The sequence below is a fragment of the Sphingomonas sp. HDW15A genome (assembly GCF_011301715.1).
Classification (GTDB): domain Bacteria; phylum Pseudomonadota; class Alphaproteobacteria; order Sphingomonadales; family Sphingomonadaceae; genus Sphingomicrobium.
Window position 1 is genome coordinate 639,590 of record NZ_CP049870.1, and the last position, 19,910, is coordinate 659,499.

At 62.9% G+C, this 19,910-nt stretch carries 21 protein-coding genes and 1 pseudogene; 11 read left to right on the forward strand and 11 right to left on the reverse strand.

Annotated elements, in window-relative coordinates; translation table 11 throughout:
- Nucleotides 1-216: 216 nt before the first annotated feature.
- Nucleotides 217-1,152, forward strand: coding sequence for a penicillin-binding protein activator (locus tag G7076_RS03350; RefSeq protein WP_166203319.1), 936 nt, complete (start codon nucleotides 217-219; stop codon nucleotides 1,150-1,152).
- On the opposite strand, the gene hemW is transcribed toward G7076_RS03350, so the two are convergent.
- The 3 genes from hemW to rph are packed head-to-tail and all read right to left on the reverse strand — an operon-like array spanning nucleotide 1,149 to nucleotide 3,591.
- Nucleotides 1,149-2,276, reverse strand: a complete 1,128-nt coding sequence (gene hemW / locus G7076_RS03355; protein ID WP_166200416.1) for a radical SAM family heme chaperone HemW — start codon at nucleotides 2,274-2,276, stop codon at nucleotides 1,149-1,151. The genes G7076_RS03350 and hemW overlap by 4 nt on opposite strands.
- Entirely contained in the window at nucleotides 2,273-2,878 is a 606-nt protein-coding gene (gene rdgB / locus G7076_RS03360; RefSeq protein ID WP_240913858.1) for an RdgB/HAM1 family non-canonical purine NTP pyrophosphatase, read from the reverse strand. Before rdgB ends, hemW begins: the two co-directional genes overlap by 4 nt.
- Entirely contained in the window at nucleotides 2,875-3,591 is a 717-nt protein-coding gene (gene rph, locus G7076_RS03365) for a ribonuclease PH (protein WP_166200420.1), read from the reverse strand. Before rph ends, rdgB begins: the two co-directional genes overlap by 4 nt.
- A 65-nt stretch (nucleotides 3,592-3,656) precedes the next feature.
- Between rph and hrcA the strand changes: the two genes are divergently transcribed.
- From hrcA to G7076_RS03380, 3 genes are all read left to right on the forward strand, one after another.
- Nucleotides 3,657-4,691, forward strand: a complete 1,035-nt coding sequence (hrcA, locus tag G7076_RS03370; RefSeq protein WP_166200422.1) for a heat-inducible transcriptional repressor HrcA — start codon at nucleotides 3,657-3,659, stop codon at nucleotides 4,689-4,691.
- Nucleotides 4,688-5,239, forward strand: a complete 552-nt coding sequence (gene grpE / locus G7076_RS03375) for a nucleotide exchange factor GrpE (protein ID WP_166200424.1) — start codon at nucleotides 4,688-4,690, stop codon at nucleotides 5,237-5,239. The genes hrcA and grpE overlap by 4 nt, the downstream gene beginning before the upstream one ends.
- Before the next feature lie 65 nt (nucleotides 5,240-5,304).
- Nucleotides 5,305-5,979 (forward strand): thioredoxin domain-containing protein, encoded by a 675-nt coding sequence (locus G7076_RS03380; RefSeq protein WP_166200426.1) that lies wholly within the window; start codon nucleotides 5,305-5,307, stop codon nucleotides 5,977-5,979.
- Between the two features lie 3 nt (nucleotides 5,980-5,982).
- Here the strand turns inward: G7076_RS03380 and G7076_RS03385 are convergent, their stop codons facing one another.
- The gene (locus G7076_RS03385) at nucleotides 5,983-6,432 is read right to left on the reverse strand and encodes a vgr related protein (protein WP_166200428.1); all 450 of its coding nucleotides are present in this window, start codon (nucleotides 6,430-6,432) and stop codon (nucleotides 5,983-5,985) included.
- Nucleotides 6,433-6,543: 111 nt separating this feature from the next.
- On the opposite strand from G7076_RS03385, the gene G7076_RS03390 reads away from it, so the two are divergent.
- The 3 genes from G7076_RS03390 to mltG all read left to right on the forward strand — a co-directional run bounded on the left by G7076_RS03390 (nucleotide 6,544) and on the right by mltG (nucleotide 9,145).
- Nucleotides 6,544-6,780 (forward strand): acyl carrier protein, encoded by a 237-nt coding sequence (locus tag G7076_RS03390; RefSeq protein WP_166200430.1) that lies wholly within the window; start codon nucleotides 6,544-6,546, stop codon nucleotides 6,778-6,780.
- A gap of 137 nt (nucleotides 6,781-6,917) precedes the next feature.
- Nucleotides 6,918-8,177 (forward strand): beta-ketoacyl-ACP synthase II, encoded by a 1,260-nt coding sequence (fabF, locus tag G7076_RS03395; RefSeq protein ID WP_166200432.1) that lies wholly within the window; start codon nucleotides 6,918-6,920, stop codon nucleotides 8,175-8,177.
- The gene (gene mltG, locus G7076_RS03400) at nucleotides 8,174-9,145 is read left to right on the forward strand and encodes an endolytic transglycosylase MltG (RefSeq protein WP_240913859.1); all 972 of its coding nucleotides are present in this window, start codon (nucleotides 8,174-8,176) and stop codon (nucleotides 9,143-9,145) included. The genes fabF and mltG overlap by 4 nt, the downstream gene beginning before the upstream one ends.
- Nucleotides 9,146-9,172: 27 nt before the next feature.
- Here mltG and G7076_RS03405 read toward each other — a convergent pair whose 3' ends face one another.
- The 6 genes and pseudogenes from G7076_RS03405 to G7076_RS03430 form a co-directional block, all read right to left on the reverse strand.
- Entirely contained in the window at nucleotides 9,173-9,382 is a 210-nt protein-coding gene (locus G7076_RS03405) for a hypothetical protein (protein ID WP_166200434.1), read from the reverse strand.
- A 94-nt stretch (nucleotides 9,383-9,476) separates the two neighbouring features.
- Entirely contained in the window at nucleotides 9,477-9,869 is a 393-nt protein-coding gene (locus tag G7076_RS03410; RefSeq protein WP_346774099.1) for a MarR family winged helix-turn-helix transcriptional regulator, read from the reverse strand.
- An 81-nt stretch (nucleotides 9,870-9,950) separates the two neighbouring features.
- Nucleotides 9,951-11,360, reverse strand: coding sequence for a leucyl aminopeptidase family protein (locus G7076_RS03415; protein WP_166200436.1), 1,410 nt, complete (start codon nucleotides 11,358-11,360; stop codon nucleotides 9,951-9,953).
- 42 nt (nucleotides 11,361-11,402) lie between these two features.
- Nucleotides 11,403-11,834: a CHRD domain-containing protein gene (locus G7076_RS03420; RefSeq protein WP_166200438.1), complete on the reverse strand. Its 432-nt coding sequence runs from the start codon at nucleotides 11,832-11,834 to the stop codon at nucleotides 11,403-11,405.
- 64 nt (nucleotides 11,835-11,898) lie between these two features.
- Nucleotides 11,899-13,228 (reverse strand): annotated as a pseudogene (gene rimO / locus G7076_RS03425) (30S ribosomal protein S12 methylthiotransferase RimO).
- A gap of 48 nt (nucleotides 13,229-13,276) precedes the next feature.
- On the reverse strand, nucleotides 13,277-14,305 hold the full coding sequence (locus G7076_RS03430; protein WP_346774100.1) for a potassium channel family protein: 1,029 nt from the start codon (nucleotides 14,303-14,305) through the stop codon (nucleotides 13,277-13,279).
- A gap of 145 nt (nucleotides 14,306-14,450) precedes the next feature.
- Between G7076_RS03430 and G7076_RS03435 the strand changes: the two genes are divergently transcribed.
- The 4 genes from G7076_RS03435 (at nucleotide 14,451) to G7076_RS03450 (ending at nucleotide 19,268) form a co-directional block, all read left to right on the forward strand.
- The gene (locus tag G7076_RS03435) at nucleotides 14,451-15,788 is read left to right on the forward strand and encodes a UDP-glucose/GDP-mannose dehydrogenase family protein (protein ID WP_166200442.1); all 1,338 of its coding nucleotides are present in this window, start codon (nucleotides 14,451-14,453) and stop codon (nucleotides 15,786-15,788) included.
- Between the two features lie 34 nt (nucleotides 15,789-15,822).
- Nucleotides 15,823-17,106: a nucleotide sugar dehydrogenase gene (locus tag G7076_RS03440; RefSeq protein WP_240913860.1), complete on the forward strand. Its 1,284-nt coding sequence runs from the start codon at nucleotides 15,823-15,825 to the stop codon at nucleotides 17,104-17,106.
- 3 nt (nucleotides 17,107-17,109) lie between these two features.
- Nucleotides 17,110-18,396 (forward strand): sugar transferase, encoded by a 1,287-nt coding sequence (locus G7076_RS03445; RefSeq protein ID WP_166200444.1) that lies wholly within the window; start codon nucleotides 17,110-17,112, stop codon nucleotides 18,394-18,396.
- Between the two features lie 113 nt (nucleotides 18,397-18,509).
- Nucleotides 18,510-19,268, forward strand: a complete 759-nt coding sequence (locus G7076_RS03450; protein ID WP_166200446.1) for an OmpA family protein — start codon at nucleotides 18,510-18,512, stop codon at nucleotides 19,266-19,268.
- 71 nt (nucleotides 19,269-19,339) lie between these two features.
- Here G7076_RS03450 and rpsI read toward each other — a convergent pair whose 3' ends face one another.
- Nucleotides 19,340-19,909 (reverse strand): 30S ribosomal protein S9, encoded by a 570-nt coding sequence (gene rpsI, locus G7076_RS03455; RefSeq protein ID WP_166200448.1) that lies wholly within the window; start codon nucleotides 19,907-19,909, stop codon nucleotides 19,340-19,342.
- Nucleotide 19,910: the final 1 nt, after the last annotated feature.

Genomic DNA, 19,910 nt, shown 5'->3' on the forward strand with positions numbered 1-19,910 from the left:
CATGGCACTTTCCCTCGACAATCGGCAAGCGCGGCGCATTTTTATCGCCACCTTGGGCGCTTCCGTTCTTGCGCTCTCCGCCTGCCAGACTCGCGGCCCGGTTCGCCCGGCTGGGCCGGAAGGACCGGTCGAGCCGAGTGAAATTCCTGAGTCCGCCCGGCATCAGGTGGCGCTGATCCTGCCCCTAACGGGGCGGATGGCGGCGTTGGAACGTCGATCTCGAACGCGGCCAATCTCGCCCTCTTCGACACCAAGGCCGGCAATCTTCGACTGACAACCTACGACAGTAACGGGATCGGCGCCGCCACGGCGGCGGAACGAGCGATCGCAGCGGGCGCGGACCTGATCCTAGGGCCGTTGCTGGCGGAGGATGTGCGAGCGCTTGCGCCGGTGGCGCGCCGAGCGAAGGTGCCGGTCATCGCTTTCTCGAACGATGCAAGCGTCGCCGGCAACGGCGTCTACATCATGGGCGTGACCCCTGCTGGGGCGATCGACCGGGTCGTTCGCCATGTGCGCGGCAAGGGCGCAGCGCGATTCGGGGCTCTGGTGCCGAGCGGCCTCTATGGCCAGCGGGCGGCGCAGGCGATGCAGGCCTCCGTCCGCGCAGCCGGCGGCCAAATGGTCGGGCTGGAGACGTACAACCGGACGCCGTTGGCAGCGCGCGGTGCGGCCGCGACACTCAACAGGCGGGGCACTTTCGACGCGGTGCTTATTGGCGACGGCGGAACGATGGTCACGGCATTGGCACCGGCGGTCGAGGCCGGGCCGACGCTGCTCGGAACTGAGCTTTGGGCGAATGACCGAACGCTTGGTAGGACGCCGCGTCTGCGCGGGGCGCTCTATGCCGCTCCGCCCGAGGCGCGGTTTCAGCAACTCGTGACGCGTTACAAGGCGCGGTACGGAAAGACACCTTATCGGCTCGGAAGCTTCGGCTATGACGCGATGTTGCTGGTGGCGCGCGCAGCGCGCAGCTGGCCGACCGGTCGGCCATTCCCGATGCGTATGCTGACTGACCGCGATGGTTTCGCTGGAGTCGATGGAGTGTTCCGGTTCGGAAGCGACGGGGTCGTGGAGCGCGCGCTAGAAGTTCGGCAGGTCACCGCGGCGGGCACAGCCGTGGTCTCACCGGCAGCGGCGAGCTTCGGTAACTAGGCCGCAATTTCAGCAAGGATCGAGTCGAGGAGCAAGCGACCAGACTCGGTCGTGCAGATTCGGTCGCCTTCCCGCCGCAGCAGGCCGTGGCTTTCAAGCATGGCGGCAGCGCGCTCGTCGATTATCCTGCGGCCGAAGCGGCGGGCGAGGGCCGCCGTGTCGACTCCCTCGGCAAGGCGAAGTCCCATAACCAGGGCCTCATGCGCCGCTTCCTCGGCGGTCAACCGCTCTTCCTCGACAAGGCCGCTGCCGTTGCGCGCAACCGCGCGGACGAAATTCTCGGGCTTCTTATGGCGCACGGTGCGCATTCCTAGGCGCCGTCCGTGGGCGCCGGGACCGATGCCGGCGTAATCGCCGTAACGCCAGTAGGTGAGATTGTGGCGACTCTCCGCGCCTGGACGGGCATGGTTGGAGATTTCGTAGGCCGGGATGCCGGCAGCCGCGGTGCGCTGCTGAGTCATTTCGAACAATGCCGCTGATCGATCAGCGTCGAGCGGCTCGAAGCGATGCTTGGCGACGTCGGAAGCAAAGCGTGTGCCGGGCTCGATGGTCAACTGGTAGAGCGAAAGATGCTCGGTCCCGAGGGACAGAGCGCGGTCAAGGTCGCGGGCCCAGCCGGGCTCATCGTCTCCGGGTAGGGCATAGATAAGGTCGAAGCTGACACGTGACACGGCCGCCTGCGCAGCGGCGAGCGCAAGCTGCCCCTCGTCGGCGCTGTGGGCGCGGCCGAGGAAGGCGAGCTTGTCGTCATCGAAGCTCTGCAGGCCGAGGCTGATGCGGTTGACGCCCGCGGCCGCAAGATCGGCAAAACGCGCCGCTTCTGCGCTGTTGGGATTGGCCTCGAGCGTGATCTCGATGTCGCCGGCGAGAGTCCAAGCGTCCGTCGCGGCGCGGATTATTGCCTCAGCAGTTGCCGGCTCCATCAGCGACGGTGTGCCGCCGCCGAAGAAGATGCTGGTCAGGTGGCGGTTGGGCAGAAGAGCCGCTTCATGAGCGAGATCGGCCAGCAACGCTTCGCGCCATTCGTCCTGATCGATCGACTCGCGGACATGGCTGTTGAAGTCGCAATAAGGGCATTTGCTGACGCAGAACGGCCAATGGACGTAGAGGGCGAGGTCAGTCACCCGAGCGCGGCGACCAGCTTCCTGAACGCCTGGGCGCGGTGGCTGATCGCATGCTTTTCGGCCGGATCGATCTCGGCAAAAGTCTTGTCCATCCCGGTTGCGACGAAAATCGGGTCGTAGCCGAAGCCCTTGTCGCCGCGCGGCGGCCAGACGATCGTCCCGTGGACCTTGCCTTCGAAGCTTTCGATGTCACCGTCCGGCCAGGCAATCGAAAGTGCGCAGGTGAAGTGAGCATCGTGCCCGGCCTCGGGACCAGCTTCCTCGACTTCACGCCAGACCCGCTCCATCGCGCGGGTGAAATCGCGATTGCCGGCCTCATCTTCTGCCCATCTGGCGGAGAAAATTCCCGGCATGCCGTGGAGGGCATCGACACTAAGGCCGCTGTCGTCGCTCAGCGCCGGAAGACCGCTGAGATCGGCAGCTGCTCGCGCCTTCAACTCGGCATTGTCAACGAAGGTGTTGCCTGTTTCCTCGGGCTCGGGGAGGTCGAGTTCCGCCGCACCGACGCATTCAATCCCGTGGGGGGCAAGCAAATCGCGGATTTCGCGCAGCTTGCCGGAATTGTGAGTCGCGACGACCAGCTTCGGCCCGATGATTTTCACCGCCCGGTCGCCTTCAACTGCTCGCGGAAGATGTCCGTGCAGCCTATCCGCGCAAGGCGAAGCAGGCGGAGCAGGCCTTCCTCGTCGAAACATTCGCCTTCTGCGGTCAACTGCGCCTCGACGATGTTGCCGTCGCCGGTCAGCACGAAGTTGCCGTCGCAGCCGGCGGTTGAATCTTCATCGTAGTCGAGATCGAGGACGGCCTGCCCGGCGTGAAAGCCGCTGGAGACGGCGGCAACTTGGGTCTCGATGGGGTCCGCATCGATTTTCTTCTGTTCGAGCAGCTTGTCGACGGCGATTCGAAGGGCGACCCAGGCGCCGCTGATCGCGGCGGTGCGGGTTCCGCCATCGGCCTGAATGACGTCGCAGTCGACGACGATCTGTCGTTCGCCGAGTTTCTTCAGGTCAACGACGGCGCGCAAGCTTCGGCCGATCAACCGCTGGATCTCTTGGGTACGTCCCGACTGCTTGCCCTTGGCGGCCTCGCGGTTTCCACGCGTATGGGTGGCTCGGGGAAGCATGCCATATTCGGCAGTGACCCAACCCTGGCCCTTTCCGCGAAGAAATGGCGGAACCTTGTCTTCCACCGAGGCGGTGACGAGGACGCGGGTATGGCCGAAGCTGACGAGGCAGCTGCCTTCGGCATGACGGGTGAATCCGGGCTCGAATGTGAGCTCGCGCATCTGGTCGGGGGCGCGTCCGCTGGGGCGCATGCATATCTCCTTGAGTTTGCGGGCTCCCTAGACCGTGACGCAAGGCAATCCTAGATGGGCTTGCGATGAACGCGCCGATCCCAGAGTTGACCGACCGGATGCGCCAGGTTTTTGGCCTGGTCGTCGACGCCTATCTCGAGCGCGGCATACCTGTGGGATCGAAGGCGATCGCGCCGAGCATTAGCCTGTCGCCGGCCTCGATCCGCGGCGTAATGCAAGAACTGGAAGAGCTTGGCCTGCTCACCCATCCGCACACCTCCGCCGGGCGGATGCCGACGGAAAGCGGACTCCGCCTGTTCGTCGATGGAATCATGCAGACCAGCCTTCCCGGCGCTGCCGAGCGCTTGGCGATCGAAAAAGAAATGCAGCGCACGGGGACGATCGAGGACGCCCTGTCTGCGGCGACGTCCGCCCTTAGCGGGCTCAGTGCCTGCGCGGGCGTCGTCCTCACTCCGAAGCAGGAAATGCGGCTGAAGCAGCTCGGCTTCGTCCCGCTCGATTCCAATCGCGCTCTCGCAGTGCTGGTTGGAATGGACGGCAATGTCGAAAACCGGGTCGTCAACTTAGGGCCGGGGGCAAGCACTGCCGCGCTTGCCGAAGTGGCGAACTACGTCAATGCGCGTCTCGTAGGCCTGACGCTCGCCGAAGCCGAAGGACGGCTCCGCAAGGAAATCGCCGACAGCCGCGAGGCGGTCGATCGCGCCGCGGGCGAGCTTGTCGCTTCCGGCCTCGCGCAATGGAGCCGGGACGCCATGCAACGCCCGGTGCTGATCGTTCGCGGCCAGGCCAATCTGCTGGACGAAGCCGCCGCCGCCGACCTCGAACGGGTCCGGCAGTTGCTCGACGAACTCGAGGACCGGCAGGAAATCGCCCGGTTGCTGGAAAAGGCACGCGAAGCCGATGGCTGCCGGATTTTCATCGGCAGCGAAAACCGGATGTTCGCGTTGTCAGGGTCGAGCGTCATCGCCGCGCCGTATCGTGATGGTGCGGATCGGGTGGTTGGAGTCGTCGGTGTGATAGGCCCGACACGGTTGAACTATGCCCGCGTGGTCCCCATGGTGGATTTCACCGCGCAGGCCCTCACAAGATGGATGCAATGACCGAAGAAAACGACAAGCTGCACGACGAAGCCGAAGACATCCGCGCAGAGACGGCAGCCGATGCCCCGGAACTGGCCGAGCACGACCGTGTGACCGAGCTGGAACGCCTTCTGGAAGAGGCCAATTCCAAGGCGCTTTATGCCGCCGCCGAGCTTCAGAACGTCCGTCGCCGGATGGAAAAGGAAATGGCCGATACCCGCTCCTACGCGGCGGCCGGATTCGCCCGCGACATGCTGGCCATCAAGGATCATCTCGACCGCGCGCTCGCGGCAGTGAGCGATGAATTGCGCGCTGACCAGACGGCGGCGAACTTCCTCGCCGGGATCGAGGCGACCGCCCGCGAGCTCGAATCTGCCTTCGCCCGTCATGGCGTCGAGAAGGTCGCGGCCAAGGGCCTTCCGCTCGATCCTCATCATCACCAGGCCATGATTGAAATCCCGCACGAGGCCGAGCCCGGCACCGTCGTCGAGGAGATGCAGGCGGGGTACAAGATGAAGGACCGGCTTCTTCGTCCGGCGCTGGTCGGAGTGGCGCGCAAGCCCGACTGAACCGACAGCCGCTGTTCAGGTTTGACTGATTAGCCGCCAGTCCAGCGAAATACAGGGATCGTGGCATGAAGAGTATCGCATTGCTCGGCGCGACTGCGCTGATATCGGCCGCCGCCATCGCGCAGCCTGCCGTGGACTGGACCAAGCGAACCGCCGCCTCGACTGACGGGGGCTTCGTCATGGGCAATCCAAAGGCCAAGGTCACGTTGGTCGAATATGGATCCCTAACTTGCCCGCATTGCCGGCATTTCGCGGCGACGGGATTGAAGCCGCTGACCGCGAACTATGTCCGAACCGGCAAGGTTCGCTTCGAATTTCGTAACTACATACTCAACGGATATGATCTCAGCGCGTCGGTCATCGCTCGCTGCGGCGGGGCGAACCGCTTCTTCCCGGCGGCGGAAACCTTCTTCGCGACGCAGGACAGTTGGATCGATCGGATCCGCAAGACTCCGCGCGAACGTCTGGAGGCGGTCGACGGGTTGCCGGACGACAAGAAGCTTGCGGCAATGGCGGAGGTCGGCGGCTTCAAGGCGATCGCAGCCACCAAGGGGATTAGTCCGGCTGCAGCCGACAAATGCCTAGCCGACCCGGCTGCCGCCAAGCGTCTAGTCGACATGACCAATGCCGCGCAGGAGCGCCATGGCGTCAAGGGCACGCCGACCTTCTTCGTCAACGGCAAGCGCGTTGAAGGTGCTGACTGGGCGGCTGTCGAGGCTGCGCTCAAGGCCGCACTCTAGAGTTCAAACGAAGGGCAGCAGCGCTTCGGGCGGCGATGCGGCGAGCCGAGCGCCGTTTCGCGAGAGGAAGGCGTGGCGCACGATTTCCGCCTGCTGCTCCAGTCCATAGCGGTCGAACGACCAGCCTTCACGAAGCTGATAAGCGTAACGGCAGAATGGGTGGCGCATCAGCGGCAGGTAGAAGCGTCCGCGCTTCTGCGTCTGCCAAACGTGGGTCATCTCGTGGATGAAGAGGCCCTGGGAGGACAGCGGTTCCTTCGAAAAATCGTCTGACCAGCGCGGATCGCCAGGATGAAAATGAATGTTGCCGGTCGGCGCCATGACGATCCCGCGCGGTTGGAAGGGCCACCATTTGCGGCGGACCATGCGAACGCGCCCATAATCGATGGAATCCCCGAACATCGACCGAGCGAGGGCGATTTCTCCGTCTGTCAGGGCACGGGAACTGACCATCGGAACGCGCTCTAGGGTAAGCTCGTTACGCCGTCGAGGAACACTTGCCCAAGCCGCGCGGCGCGGCTAGGGCAACCACGAAATTCGATACAAAAAGGAAGGAATGTCCACATGAGCGAGACCGCCGATCGCGTAAAGAAGATCGTTGTCGAGCACCTCGGCGTCGACGCCGAAAAGGTGACCGAAGAGGCGAGCTTCATCGACGATCTCGGTGCCGACAGCCTCGACATCGTCGAGCTGGTCATGGCGTTCGAGGAAGAGTTCGGGGTGGAGATTCCCGACGATGCCGCTGAGAAGATCACGACCGTCAAGGACGCGATCGACTATATCGACAGCAACAAGGGCTAATGCCCGCCCGGCCGGCGCCAACTGGCGCCTGCTTCAAGGGCTGCGTGGGTCCCATGGAAGTAGCACTTTCATGGGAACCCGTTTACAGGCTCGGCCCGATGGGGTTTGAGCCTGTTTTGCTATTCGGAGAAAGCTGAATGCGCCGTGTCGTCGTCACTGGTCTCGGTCTTGTCACGCCGCTGGGCGCGGACGTCGAGACGACCTGGGCCAACATCCTAGCCGGCAAATCCGGAGCAGGCCCGATCACGCACTTCGACGCTTCCGACCAGAAATGCCGCATTGCCTGCGAAGTGAAGCCGGCCGACCATGAGTATGGCTTCGACCCGAACAAGCGCGTCGACCACAAGGTCCAGCGGCAGGTCGATCCCTTCATCATCTACGGCATTGACGCGGCAGGCCAGGCAATCGAGGACGCTGGGCTTCTCGAAATGGACGAGGCGACCCGTCTTCGCGCCGGCTGTTCTATCGGCTCGGGAATTGGCGGACTTCCGGGAATCGAGAGCGAATCGCTGGTACTCGCGGAAAAAGGGCCCAGCCGGGTCAGCCCCCACTTCGTTCACGGCCGGCTGATCAACCTCATCTCGGGTCAAGTCAGCATCAAGTACGGGCTCATGGGGCCCAACCACGCGGTGGTCACGGCCTGCTCCACCGGCGCGCACTCGATCGGAGACGCGGCGCGGATGATCAAGGACGGCGACGCCGACATCATGCTGGCCGGCGGCGCCGAAGCGACCATCTGCCCTATCGGAATCGCCGGCTTCGCCCAGGCGCGGGCGCTTAGCACCAACTTCAACGACCAGCCCGAAAAGGCTTCGCGCCCTTACGACAAGGACCGCGACGGGTTCGTCATGGGCGAGGGTGCGGGCATCGTCGTTCTCGAGGAATATGAGCACGCCAAGGCGCGCGGAGCGAAGATCTATGCCGAAGTCGTCGGCTACGGCCTCTCCGGCGACGCCTATCATGTCACCGCACCGCATCCCGAGGGGTCGGGCGCCTACAGGTCTATGGAAATGGCGCTGAAGAAATCCGGCCTCCAGCCGAGCGACATCGACTACATCAACGCGCACGGCACCTCGACGCCGCTTGGGGACGAGCTTGAGTTGGGCGCTGTCCGCAAGCTGTTCGGCAATGCGATCGGCAATGTCTCGATGAGCTCGACCAAGTCCGCGATCGGTCACTTGCTCGGCGGTGCGGGCGCGGTGGAGAGCATTTTCTGCATCCTGGCGCTTCGCGACCAGATCGTCCCGCCGACGCTCAACCTCGACAGTCCGAGCGAGGGCACGGCCGGGGTCGATCTTGTCCCGCACAAGGCGAAGAAGCGCGAGGTCCGCGCCGTGCTGAATAACAGCTTCGGCTTCGGCGGAACGAACGCCTCGCTGATCATGAAGGCCGTGTGAAGAAGCGGCTGTCGCAGATCGGCGCAGGCCTGGTCGTCGCGGCGGCGGCGGTCATTGCCTGGATTTGGTGGGGGCCCGGGCCAGCCGAAAAGGCGACTCGTGTCACAATTCCGGACGGCGTGGCGCTTCAGCGCGCGACAGACTACCTCCATTACGCGGGCGTCGTCGATAACCGGACAGTCTTTTATTATCTCGCCCGGCTGCTTGGAGAAGGCGATCCGGTCCAGGCAGGCGAATTCGAGATCCCGAAGGGTGCCAGCTATTCGAGTGTACTGGACATCATCCAGCACGGCCGCCCGGTCGTTCGGTTGATCACCATTCCCGAGGGAACACCATCGATTATCGTACAGGAAAAGCTGGCGGCGATTCCCGAGCTGACCGGTCCGGCACCGTTGCCGCCCGAGGGCTCGGTGCTACCGAGCAGTTACGACTGGCAGCGCGGAGAGAGCCGGGCAGCGGTGCTTGGGCGGATGACGGCGGCCATGACCAAGGAACTCGATGCGCTGTGGGCGAAGCGCAAGGGTGACTGCCCGGTCACGACCAAGCAGGAAGTGCTGACATTGGCCTCGATCGTCGAGAAGGAGACTGGCAAGCCGGCGGAGCGGCGAATGGTTGCCGGGGTCTACTGCAACCGGCTGAAGATGGGCATGAAGCTGGATGCCGACCCGACGGTCATCTATCCGATAACCAAGGGAAAACCGCTTGGGCGTCGCATTCTCAGGTCGGAACTCAACGCCATAACTGGCTACAACACTTATCGCGAACCGGGGCTTCCGCGCGGACCGATCGCGAATCCCGGTAAGGAAAGCATCGCTGCGGTTCTCGACCCGGCGCCGACCAAGGCGCTCTACTTCGTTGCCGACGGCACGGGCGGGCATGTGTTCGCGGACACGCTGGATCAGCACAATGCCAACGTTCGCAAATGGTATGACATCCGCCGCGCGCGCGGGAGATGTAGCGGAGTGTAAAGCCGCGAGGCGAAGTGTCGCGGTGATCTAGCCGGTGATGGCCGCCGCGCGCACGTAGCCGACTTGGCCGCTCGGGGCATATCCCCAGGCCCAGCCGCGGCTAATGTCCAAAATCCGTATTTCCTCGCCTTCGGCAAGCTCAAGGAGCGGCTCGGTGTTATCGTCGGGAATGGCGACGAACTTCGCGGTCGCAACCACAGCGCGCCGCAATGGTTCGGCATAATGCGAGGCGATCACGCGTCCGGCTAGCGCCACGTCAGCTAGGTCCGCGCGGTAAGCATGTGTTGTGGGATCGGGCAGGTCGGAGGGCCCTGAAAGCGGATAGCCGCCGTCAGCTGCCCGCGAATGCGGGCTCGCGAGCTTGACGCTCGCTACTGTCGGATCGTGCGGGCCGGACGGCTGGATCTTCTCCTGCCCGGAGGTAGCGCTTGAACCCTTCAAGAAATTCCGTCCCATCCTCGGTTCGGACGACGAATATATTGCGGCGGTCGTCCGGGTCGCGTTGCCGGCGCAGATAGCCGAGCGAACCGAGGGTGTTCAAGGCGCGAGTGACAACGGGTTTGGATACGCCGAGCGAGGCAGCAAGGCCTCGGACAGTGTGCGGTCCGGATGTGAGGTACACAAGCATCAACAAGGCCATCTGCCGGTTGGTGAGATCGGGCTCGCCTGAGCGGACATATCCGATCAAGGTACGCATCCAGCCGGTGAGTGACCGGTCCGTCATAATTTCTCCACATCGCCGCACTGGCCAATTAACGGAAAAACGACGGATTTGTTGCGTCACGGAAAGGAATAATCCGGTGTCTTAACTTGTCTTTTCTTCAGGATAACGACTTTCGAGGAGGGCAAACGCGGCGCGCAGCCCAAGAGCCTCACCGCCTTTCGGCCGGCCGGGCTTGGCAGCTGGCCGCCAGGCAAAGGTGTCGAAATGCGCCCACGGAAGATCCTTGGGAACGAAGCGACGAAGGAACAGGGCCGCTGTCACCGAGCCGGCCATTGGCGAGTCCGCGCTATTCGAAAGGTCGGCGATATCGCTTTTGAGCATTTCGTCGTAGTCATCCCATAGCGGCATTCGCCAGACGGGATCATGCGACTCCTTCGAAGCTTGCAGCATGTCCCCAGCCAGGCTTTCGTCGTTGGCGTAAAACGCCGGCAAATCCGGGCCGAGGGCGACCCGTGCTGCGCCGGTAAGTGTTGCGAAATCGACGAGAAGCTCCGGCTTTTCCTCGACCGCGCGAGTGAGAGCATCGGCGAGGACTAGCCTGCCCTCGGCATCCGTATTGTCGATCTCGACAGCAATGCCCTTGCGGCTGCGAAGCACATCGCCGGGGCGGTAAGAGTCGCCCGACACGGCATTCTCGGCGGCTGGGATAAGGACGTGAAGCCGGATCGGAAGCTTCGCACCCATGACGAGCCGCGCAAGCGCCAGGGCATGGGCGGCGCCGCCCATGTCCTTCTTCATCAGGCGCATCCCGCTGCCGGGCTTGATATCGAGGCCGCCCGTATCGAAGCAGACGCCCTTGCCAACGATTGCAACCAAGGGATGCTTGGGGTTGCCGGCGCGGATCTCGATCAACCTCGGCTCGCGTCCGCGCGCAGCGCCGCCGCCAACAGCGGCGATCATCGGGAAGTCGCGCGCAAGCGCGTCGCCGGATGCGACCTCGACCGACGCGTCGAAGGCCTTTGCAAGGTCGCGTGCGCAATCTTCCAGCTCGCGAGGACCCATGTCCGCAGCGGGGGTATCGACAAGGTCGCGGACGAGCGCGGTTGCCTCGGCCAGGCGGACATAGGCGGCAACTTCGGCCGGTTGAGCCGTAAGGAGGACGCGATTTCCGCCCTTGGCGGCGTCGTCGGACTTGTAACGGGTGAAGCGGTGTTGAGCGAGCATCCAGCCCAGAGATGCCATTCCGGGCTCGGCGCCGCTAACGCGATAATTGCCGGATGGGAGAGATTCCCCAAGCTTGGCGAGGCACCATGGACCGAGTTCCGAGACTTTCGACACGCAGGTCACGACCTCGAAGTCACCGGCGGCCTTGCCTTGGAGAAGCGCGAACTGGAAGACCGACTTGGCGTCGAAACTGATCGCTTTCAGCATCTCCCGGCGCGAATCGCTCTGCGACTTCGCCCACAAGTCGAAGCTGTCGCTGTCGACGACATGAATGGTCTTCGCCGCCTGGCCGCGGTCGGGTTGAAGCAGTGCTGAGAAATCGGTCATTTCCTGCCCTTAGCGGAGGCTGCGGGCGGGTGACAGAGGCGCCTACTTGCCCAGCTGGCCACGAATGGCACCGCCGGGAAACTCTGAATTATGGACGTTGACGTAAAATGCCTGCGGCGACTTGCGGATCGCGTCTGCAAGTTCGCGATTGATCGTGACGCACCCCGAGCTGCTGCCGCTTGCGGGCGCCGTTAGGGTGACGGAGACCGGGCCCGCCTGCGTTGGCGACCCGGTATGGACGTGAGCCCCTGTCGCGGTAGCGATGTCCTTGACGCTGAGCTTGTAGCACAGCTCCGGTTTTCCAGGATTGATGGTGATCGAAGCCGATCCTTTTCCATCTGGATCGCCCGGCCCCGGTACTTCTGCAGCGCCGGTTAGGGTTGCGCTGAACTTGGCGCCCTGAGCGAGTACGGGAGCCGCCGAACAGGTCAATGCGATCACCGTTAGCGTGTGCATGGCTGGCTTCGCTCGCATGGTGCCTCTCCTGTTTTGAACCTTAAGGTTCAAACTCACCAGGACGGGCTCCTGTTCCCGGTGCTCAGGCCGGCACACCAAACAGGTCGTGCTCGTCACTTTCCTCGATGGTTGCACTAACGATGCTGCCGACGCCGAGATGACCGGCATCGCGAAGGTGAACCTCGCCGTCGATTTCCGGAGCATCCGCCTGCGACCGACCGGTCGCACCACCGGTTTTGGGATCAACCGCGTCGATGATCACGTCCAGCGTTCGCCCGACCTTGGCAGCCAGCTTCTCAGCGCTGATCCTGGCAGTCAGTTCCATCACGCGTGCGTAGCGTTCCTCCTTGACCTCTTCCGGAACCGGATCGGGAAGTGCATTGGCGGCAGCGCCTTCGACCGGCTCGAACCTGAATCCACCGACGCGGTCGAGGCGGGCCTCCGAAAGCCAGTCGAGAAGATAGCTGAAATCGTCCTCGGTCTCGCCCGGGAAGCCGACAACGAAGGTCGAGCGGATGGCGATGTCCGGGCAGATTTCGCGCCAGGATTTCAGTCGCTCCAGAACCTTCGCTTCGTTGGCCGGGCGGCGCATAGCCCGAAGAACACTTCGGCTGGCGTGCTGAAACGGAATGTCGAGATAGGGCAGGACCAAGCCCTCGGCCATCAGTGGAATGACCTGGTCTACGTGGGGGTAGGGTAGACGTAATGGAGCCGCACCCAAGGCGCGATTTTTCCGAGTTCGCGGACGAGGTCGGTCATGTGCGGAACGACCTCATGGCCCTTCCACATCCGCGGTTCCTTGCGGATGTCGACGCCGTATGCCGAGGTGTCCTGACTGATTACGAGTAGCTCTTGTGTGCCGGCCTCCACTAGCTTTTCAGCTTCGCGAAGAATGGCATCTGGGCGGCGGCTGACGAGGTCGCCGCGGAGCTGCGGGATGATGCAGAAGGCACAGCGGTGGTTGCAGCCCTCGGAGATCTTCAAATAGCTGTAATGGCGAGGCGTGAGCTTGAGACCGGCATCAGGCACCAGGTTGACGAACGGCGAGGGGGGCATCGGCGCTGCCTCGTGAACCGCGCCGACAACTTCCTCATATTGATGCGCGCCGGTGACGGCGAGCACGCCGGGAAAGCGGGACCGGATGACCTCCGCTTCCTTGCCGAAGCAACCCGTGACTATCACCCGGCCGTTTTCGGCAATCGCTTCGCCGATCGCTTCCAGGCTCTCTTCCTTGGCGCTGTCGAGGAAGCCGCACGTGTTGACGAGCACGACGTCGGCCCCGCATAGTCGGGCGACATTTCGTAGCCGTCGCTTCGAAGCTTGGTCAGGATCCTCTCGCTGTCGACGAGATTCTTGGGACAGCCGAGCGAGACCATGCCGACACGCGGCGGAGAGGGGATGACGGTAGCCATGGGAAGGCGCGGCCAATAGCGCCAAGTCATGGCAAAATCGAGGCGTTTCTAGATTCCCGGGACTTTCGGGAAGGCGTGAGCGGGGAGCACTTCGATGATCCGGTCGCCTGCTTCGAGGCGGCTAGCCTCCTGTTCCCAGAAGCCGATGACCTGCTGGCCCCGCAGGATCCGCAAGCCCACGCCGACGGCCGTGTCCTTGAGCGATTTGCCGGCCTCGAACGGTTCGATTGCGCGTTCGTGAAGCCTTACTCGACCGCCGGCCGAAGCGAGATCGGTAATGTAGTCGGCAATGCCCGCACCCTCGGCCGAGCCCGCCAGGAGAAGTCCGGCGAAGCTGGCAGGGTTGATGACCGTGGTCGCTCCTGCCGCGCGCGCCGGTAGCTCGTTGTCGCTAGCCCGGACGACGACGCTGATCGGAATTGTCGGCGCGAGGTGACGGATCGTCAGCGTGATGAGAATGGATGTGTCGTCGCGCCCGGCGGAAACGATCGCCTGGCTGGCATGGGCAATGCGCACGGTTTCAAGTGTGGCGTCTCGCGTCGCGTCAGCCTGGATGACGATGCAGCCCAGTGCTTCTGCCTGAAGGATCGACTCCTCGCGCGGGTCGATGACGACGATTCGCTCCGGCTTCACGCCGCGCTCGAGCAGTTCCGCGACCGCTTCCGAGCCGCTGACCCCGAAACCGGCGACGACGACATGGTTGCTCAGTGTTTTCTGGATGCGCTGCATGAGGAATTTGTTCCAAGTTCGCTTGATGACGAAAGTGTAGGCCGTTCCGGCAAGAATGAGCAGGAAGAAGATTCGCACCGGAGTAACCACGAGGGCGTCGAACAGCCGGGCCTGGTCGGTGACCGGGACGACATCGCCGTAGCCGGTGGTGGTTGCGCTGATCATCGTGAAATAGATGACGTCGGCGAAATTCATGTTCCCGTCGAGGTTGTCGCGGAACTGATCGCGTTCGAGCCAATGGACGCCTACGATCACCGCGAGCAGCAGCAGCAGTATGGCGATCCGCAGGCCGAGTTGCGCCCAGTCGCTAAGCGGGCTCGCCCGGCGCAGCAAAGCAGTAGGCGCCAAGCGATTTCCAATGCGGCGTTGCATTGCGGATTGCTAGCGCGCGGCCCGGAATGCCGCAATGGCGGGTCCGCCAAGGCTGGTCATTGGTCCAATGCCCTAGTACATGGCCGCCCGCTCGAAGCCTTTTTCCCAGGAATGATCGAACATGCGTCTGGCAATGATCGGAACCGGTTATGTCGGCCTCGTTTCCGGGGCCTGCTTTGCCGACTTCGGTCATGACGTAACTTGCATCGACAAGGACGAGGCGAAGATCGCTTCGATCCGCGAAGGTCGAATGCCGATCTGGGAACCGGGTCTGGAGAGCCTGGTCAAAGCCAATGCCGAACGTGGCCGGCTCAAGTTCACAACGGACCTGACCGACGGAATAGCTGGGGCCGAAGCCATTTTCATCGCCGTCGGCACCCCGGCCCGGCGCGGCGACGGGCACGCGGACCTCAGCTACGTTTTTGCCGCTGTTCGTGAGCTTGCCCATGCACTCAAGGGGCCTGCGGTCATCGTCACGAAATCGACCGTCCCCGTCGGTACTGGGGACAGGATTGCGGAGATCCTGGCCGAGGAAGGTGCGCCGGCCGGCATCACCGTCGCCTCCAATCCTGAATTCCTCCGCGAAGGCGCGGCCATTCGTGACTTTAAAATTCCCGACCGGATTGTGATCGGGGCCGAGGACGACAGAACCCGCGAGATCATGCGCGAGGTCTATCGGCCTTTGTTCCTGAACCAGGCGCCGATCCTGTTTACGTCGAGGCGCACGGCGGAGCTGACGAAATACGCCGCCAACGCTTTTCTCGCGACGAAGATCAGCTTCATCAATGAGATCGCCAACTTGTGCGAAGCGGTCGGAGCGGACGTCCAGGAAGTGGCACGGGGCATCGGGCTCGACAACCGCATCGGTGCCAAGTTCCTCCACGCCGGGCCAGGCTACGGCGGGAGCTGCTTTCCCAAGGACACGGTGGCGCTGCTCAAGACTGCGGAAGACGCGGGCGTGGAGCAGCGCATTGTCTCGACCGTCGTCCGCGTCAACGATGATCGCAAGGCGGCAATGGCCGACCGGGTCGCCAACGCACTCGGCGGCGATCTGAAGGGCAAGAAGGTCGCCGTCCTGGGGCTGACCTTCAAGCCGAACACGGACGACATGCGCGAGGCGCCCTCTATCCCGCTGATCGAGCGGCTGGTTGAAATGGGCGCGACAGTGTCGGCTTTCGATCCGGTCGGCCGCGAGCAGGCGGAACCGCTGCTTCCGGCGATCGATTATGCGACGGACGCCTTGTCGGCTGCCGAAGGTGCCGACGCGCTGGTGATCGTCACCGAATGGGACGAGTTCCGCGCGCTGGATCTTGTCAAACTCGCCACGGCGATGCGGGGGCGGGTGCTGATGGACCTTCGCAACATCTATGATGGCGCAGAAGCGGCGCGCGCGGGTCTTCAATATTACGGCATTGGCCGTGGGACGTCATCGAGCGCGCGAACACGCCTTGAAGGCTAGATAGTCAGATCTTCGTGTTGCGTAGGAGAAGGAATTGACCGGAAAAGTGGCAAAGAGTTCGGAACGGATCGTCGTTATCGGCCTCGGCTATGTTGGGCTTCCGCTCGCGGTTGCGCTCGCACGTCAATTTCCGACCGTCGGCCTGGATGTGGATGCCGGCAGAATTGCCGAATTGAAGGCCGGCCATGATCGGACCGGCGAACTGGATGCTGCCGCGCTTGGGAAAAGTACACTGGACCTGACGGACAGGCCTGCGGATTGCGCTGGGCGGGACATCTATATTGTCACCGTGCCGACACCGGTCGACGCCGCCAATCGGCCGGATCTTAGCCCATTGGAGCGCGCGACGAAAACGGTAGCAACGCTCATCGAGCCTTCCCTGAGGCCGACGATCGTCTTTGAAAGCACGGTTTACCCCGGGGTGACCGAAGATGTCTGCGGACGGCTTCTTGAGGAACACGGATTCAGGCGTGGCCGCGACTTCCGGCTCGGTTATTCACCGGAGCGTATCAATCCGGGCGACAAGGTTCATACGGTCGACAAGATTATCAAGGTTGTCGCCGGGGAAGACGAGGAAACGTCGGAGCAGCTCGAGCGGATCTACGGGGCGATCACCACCGCAGGGACATTTCGGGCGGCCTCGATCCGGGCAGCCGAGGGCGCAAAGGTCATCGAAAACGCCCAGCGCGACATCAACGTCGCCTTCATGAACGAAGTGGCGCGCATCATGGCTGATGCGGGAGTGTCCGCGTGGGACGTCCTCGAGGCGGCGCGGACGAAATGGAACTTCCTTCCTTTCGAGCCGGGGCTGGTGGGGGGTCACTGTATAGGCGTCGACCCCTTTTATCTGTCGCACCTCGCTGAAGAACTTGGCCACGATCCGGCGGTGATCCTGGCTGGCCGAGAGACCAATGATACAATGGGGCGCTGGATCGTCGACCGGCTCCATTCGCTAAGAGATGAACGGCCTGGGCGAGCCTTGGTCATGGGTCTCACATTCAAGGAGAACGTTCCCGACCTCAGGAACAGCAAGTCGGCCGACCTCGTCGGGAGACTGTCGGAACTGGGCTATGAAGTCTCAGTCGCCGATCCGGTTGCTGATGGTGAGGAAATCAGGGCGCTATACGGCCGCTCGCCGGTCCATCTTGCCGGTGGCGAGTATGACCTGATCATCGGCGCAGTTCGCCATGCCGACTACGAGAAGCTGTCACCCGCGGAAATTGACGGTCTCTTGGCCGCTGATGGAGTCGTCGCCGATATCAAAGCGATGTGGCGTGGGCAGCGGCACGGTTTCCACCGAAGATATTGGAGCCTGTAAGCCATGCTCCAGGCGGTCCCGATCAAGCCCACCAACAAGCAGCGTTTCGTCCTTCGTAAACGGTTTGAGCTGCTTGGTGCACTGTTTCTGGCCGCTTTTGTCCCATGGGCTGGGTTCCGCTGGCTAATCAGCGATACGTCCTTCGACGCGGCGGTCTTTCATAATTCGCTGATCGCCAACGCGATCGCCGTTTTCCTGGCGTTATGGATGCGCCTCTCGGTCGAGACCTACCCCGGCATTCGCGCTGGTCAGACCATTTTCCCAGCGGTTCTTGTCGCCCATGCGCTGACATTCGGCGCGCTGCTAATGATGCGCTTTCCATATCACCGGCCATCGCTGCTGCTCAGTTTCGCTGTTCACCTGATCTGGGCCTACGCGATATATTTCATCGTCGCGCGACGAATTCGCCCACAGATCGCGATCGTGCCGTTCGGCAAGGCCGAGGAGTTGCGGCAGCTCCCCATGGTGGATTGGCGCATCCTCGAGGGTCCGAATTTGCACCGAGCCGATGGGTGCCACGCCATCGTCGCCGATTTCGACAGCGAACTGCCCGACGAATGGGAATCGTTCCTCGCGGACGCAGCGCTTGAACAGAGGGTCGTCTACCAGGTCGAGCAGCTGCGCGAGTCGCTCACAGGCCGGGTCCAGGTCCGCCATCTTTCCGAAAACAGCTTTGGAAGCCTTGTTCCCGCAAGGGCTTATTCCGCCATCAAACATACGGGAGACTTCCTCGCTGCAATCCTCTTGTTGCCATTTGCCCTTCCGCTGATGGCCGTTTGCGCGCTTGCAATTTTCGCCGACGATGGGGGGCCTGCTCTTTTCCGGCAATACCGCACGGGGCAGGGCGGCAGGCAGTTCCGGGTCCTGAAATTCAGGACCATGCACGTCTCGGAATCCGAGGAAGTCACCCGAAAGTCGGCGATGACAACCGACGGCGACCTTCGAATTACGAGAGTTGGAGCTTTTCTGCGCCGCTCGCGCCTCGACGAGCTTCCGCAGCTGTTCAATATCCTGAAGGGCGAGATGAGCTTCATCGGTCCTCGTCCCGAGGCGGAGGTGCTCTCAAGCTGGTACGTCGCCGATATTCCCTTTTACCGCTACCGCCACGTCGTGAAGCCGGGGATCACCGGCTGGGCGCAAGTCAACCAGGGGCACGTCGCTGAGGTCGAGGAGATATTTCTCAAGACGCAGTACGACTTCTTCTACATCAAATATTTCTCGCCGTGGCTCGACCTGTTGATCGTGTTCCGAACGGTGAAAACGATGCTTACGGGATATGGCTCGCGCTGACCCGCCAGGAATGGCGGGTTTCTCCTGACAGTTTCAGGGCAAAACCCGATATTTCAGCTCCTCCTCCGGTCATAGCAACGGAAACGATGCAACGCTCGGAGGGAGTTTCGACGATGAAGACCAAGGGAAAATATGGCGCACTGCTGGCAAGCGCGCTGATTATCGCGACGCCGGCCTGGGCCGAAAGAGTAAAGACGGAAGCCGTCATCACGTCCGTCGACGGGAACACGGTCAACGCGCGTACCCGCCAGGGGCCGCTAACCGTGGTTGTGTCGCCTGACACGAAGATCACCGAGACCAGCGGCATGCTCAGCCGCAAGGCGCGCGATACAAAGAGCCTACTCCCCGGCCTGATCTTCACAGTAGACGGTGACATGCAGGGCAATTCGATCAGCGCGCAGAGCATCACCTTCAAGGATCGTGACTGGCGCGCCGCCGTGGCCACCAAGGCCGGCACGGTCGAAGAGCTTTCGACTCTTCGCAAGGCGATCATCGAAGGCCAGGAGTATGTCATCCAAGCAGAGACCACCGTGTACTTCCCGAGCGGAAGCGCCGTAATCTCGGCTGCTCATAAGGCGGAACTCAGGGCGCTCGCGCAAAAGGCCCCGAGTTTCGGCAACTACCGCATCTCGATCCTCGGCTTTGCCGACCCGAGGGGCAATGCTGCCGCGAACGAACGGTTGAGCCTGCGGCGTGCTGGCGCGGTCAGTAACTATCTGCGCCAGACCGGGCTCATTGAGCCTGGACGCGTGCTTTCGCCATCAGCGATGGGCGAGGGAACGACTGCGCCGGGCGAAGCAGCTCCCGCCGGAAACAACCAGGCACGTCGCGTTGTCGTGCGGATCGTCACGCCTAAAACCCAGCTCAAATAGTCAATCTGCTTTGAGCCAAAAGAAAGGGCGGCCCCGGCGGGACCGCCCTTTCGAATAGATAATCTGAAGAATTAGCGCTTCGAGAACTGGAAGCTGCGACGGGCCTTGGCCTTGCCGTACTTCTTACGTTCCACGACGCGGCTGTCGCGGGTCAGGAAGCCTTCGCGCTTCACGGCCGTGCGTAGCGCCGGCTCGAACCGGCTGAGGGCCTGGGCGATGCCGTGCAAGACCGCACCGGCCTGACCGGAGAGGCCGCCGCCCTTGACGGTGGCGACGACGTCATACTGGCCGACGCGATCGGTGATCCCGAAGGGCTGGTTGATGACGAGACGCAACGTCGGGCGAGCAAAGTAGATCGACTGGTCGCGACCGTTGATTTCGATCTTGCCGCTGCCCGGCTTTAGCCAGACGCGCGCCACGGCGTCCTTGCGGCGACCGGTGGCATAAGCGCGGCCGTGCTTGTCGAGCTCCTGCTCCCGAAGCGGGGCTTCGGGCTGGGCCGGCTGGACCGGAGCTTCGGCGACGGTTTCTGTCGTCGAGTCGGAAGCTGGGGTTTCCGTGACGGTTTCGGCGGCGGCCGGCGTCTCGGCCTGCTGGCCGGTCAGCGCGCCAAGGTCGGAAAGGCTCTTCTTGTCGGCCATG

What these genes read in the sequence shown, in the direction of transcription:
- rph (WP_166200420.1), bottom strand. Translation starts at nt 3,591, where the DNA reads ATGCGCCCCAGCGGACGCGCCCCCGACCAGATGCGCGAGCTCACATTC.
- hrcA (WP_166200422.1), top strand. Translation starts at nt 3,657, where the DNA reads ATGAACGCGCCGATCCCAGAGTTGACCGACCGGATGCGCCAGGTTTTT.
- grpE (WP_166200424.1), top strand. Translation starts at nt 4,688, where the DNA reads ATGACCGAAGAAAACGACAAGCTGCACGACGAAGCCGAAGACATCCGC.
- G7076_RS03380 (WP_166200426.1), top strand. Translation starts at nt 5,305, where the DNA reads ATGAAGAGTATCGCATTGCTCGGCGCGACTGCGCTGATATCGGCCGCC.
- G7076_RS03385 (WP_166200428.1), bottom strand. Translation starts at nt 6,432, where the DNA reads ATGGTCAGTTCCCGTGCCCTGACAGACGGAGAAATCGCCCTCGCTCGG.
- G7076_RS03390 (WP_166200430.1), top strand. Translation starts at nt 6,544, where the DNA reads ATGAGCGAGACCGCCGATCGCGTAAAGAAGATCGTTGTCGAGCACCTC.
- fabF (WP_166200432.1), top strand. Translation starts at nt 6,918, where the DNA reads ATGCGCCGTGTCGTCGTCACTGGTCTCGGTCTTGTCACGCCGCTGGGC.
- G7076_RS03410 (WP_346774099.1), bottom strand. Translation starts at nt 9,869, where the DNA reads ATGACGGACCGGTCACTCACCGGCTGGATGCGTACCTTGATCGGATAT.
- G7076_RS03415 (WP_166200436.1), bottom strand. Translation starts at nt 11,360, where the DNA reads ATGACCGATTTCTCAGCACTGCTTCAACCCGACCGCGGCCAGGCGGCG.
- G7076_RS03420 (WP_166200438.1), bottom strand. Translation starts at nt 11,834, where the DNA reads ATGCGAGCGAAGCCAGCCATGCACACGCTAACGGTGATCGCATTGACC.
- G7076_RS03435 (WP_166200442.1), top strand. Translation starts at nt 14,451, where the DNA reads ATGCGTCTGGCAATGATCGGAACCGGTTATGTCGGCCTCGTTTCCGGG.
- G7076_RS03445 (WP_166200444.1), top strand. Translation starts at nt 17,110, where the DNA reads ATGCTCCAGGCGGTCCCGATCAAGCCCACCAACAAGCAGCGTTTCGTC.
- G7076_RS03450 (WP_166200446.1), top strand. Translation starts at nt 18,510, where the DNA reads ATGAAGACCAAGGGAAAATATGGCGCACTGCTGGCAAGCGCGCTGATT.
- rpsI (WP_166200448.1), bottom strand. Translation starts at nt 19,909, where the DNA reads ATGGCCGACAAGAAGAGCCTTTCCGACCTTGGCGCGCTGACCGGCCAG.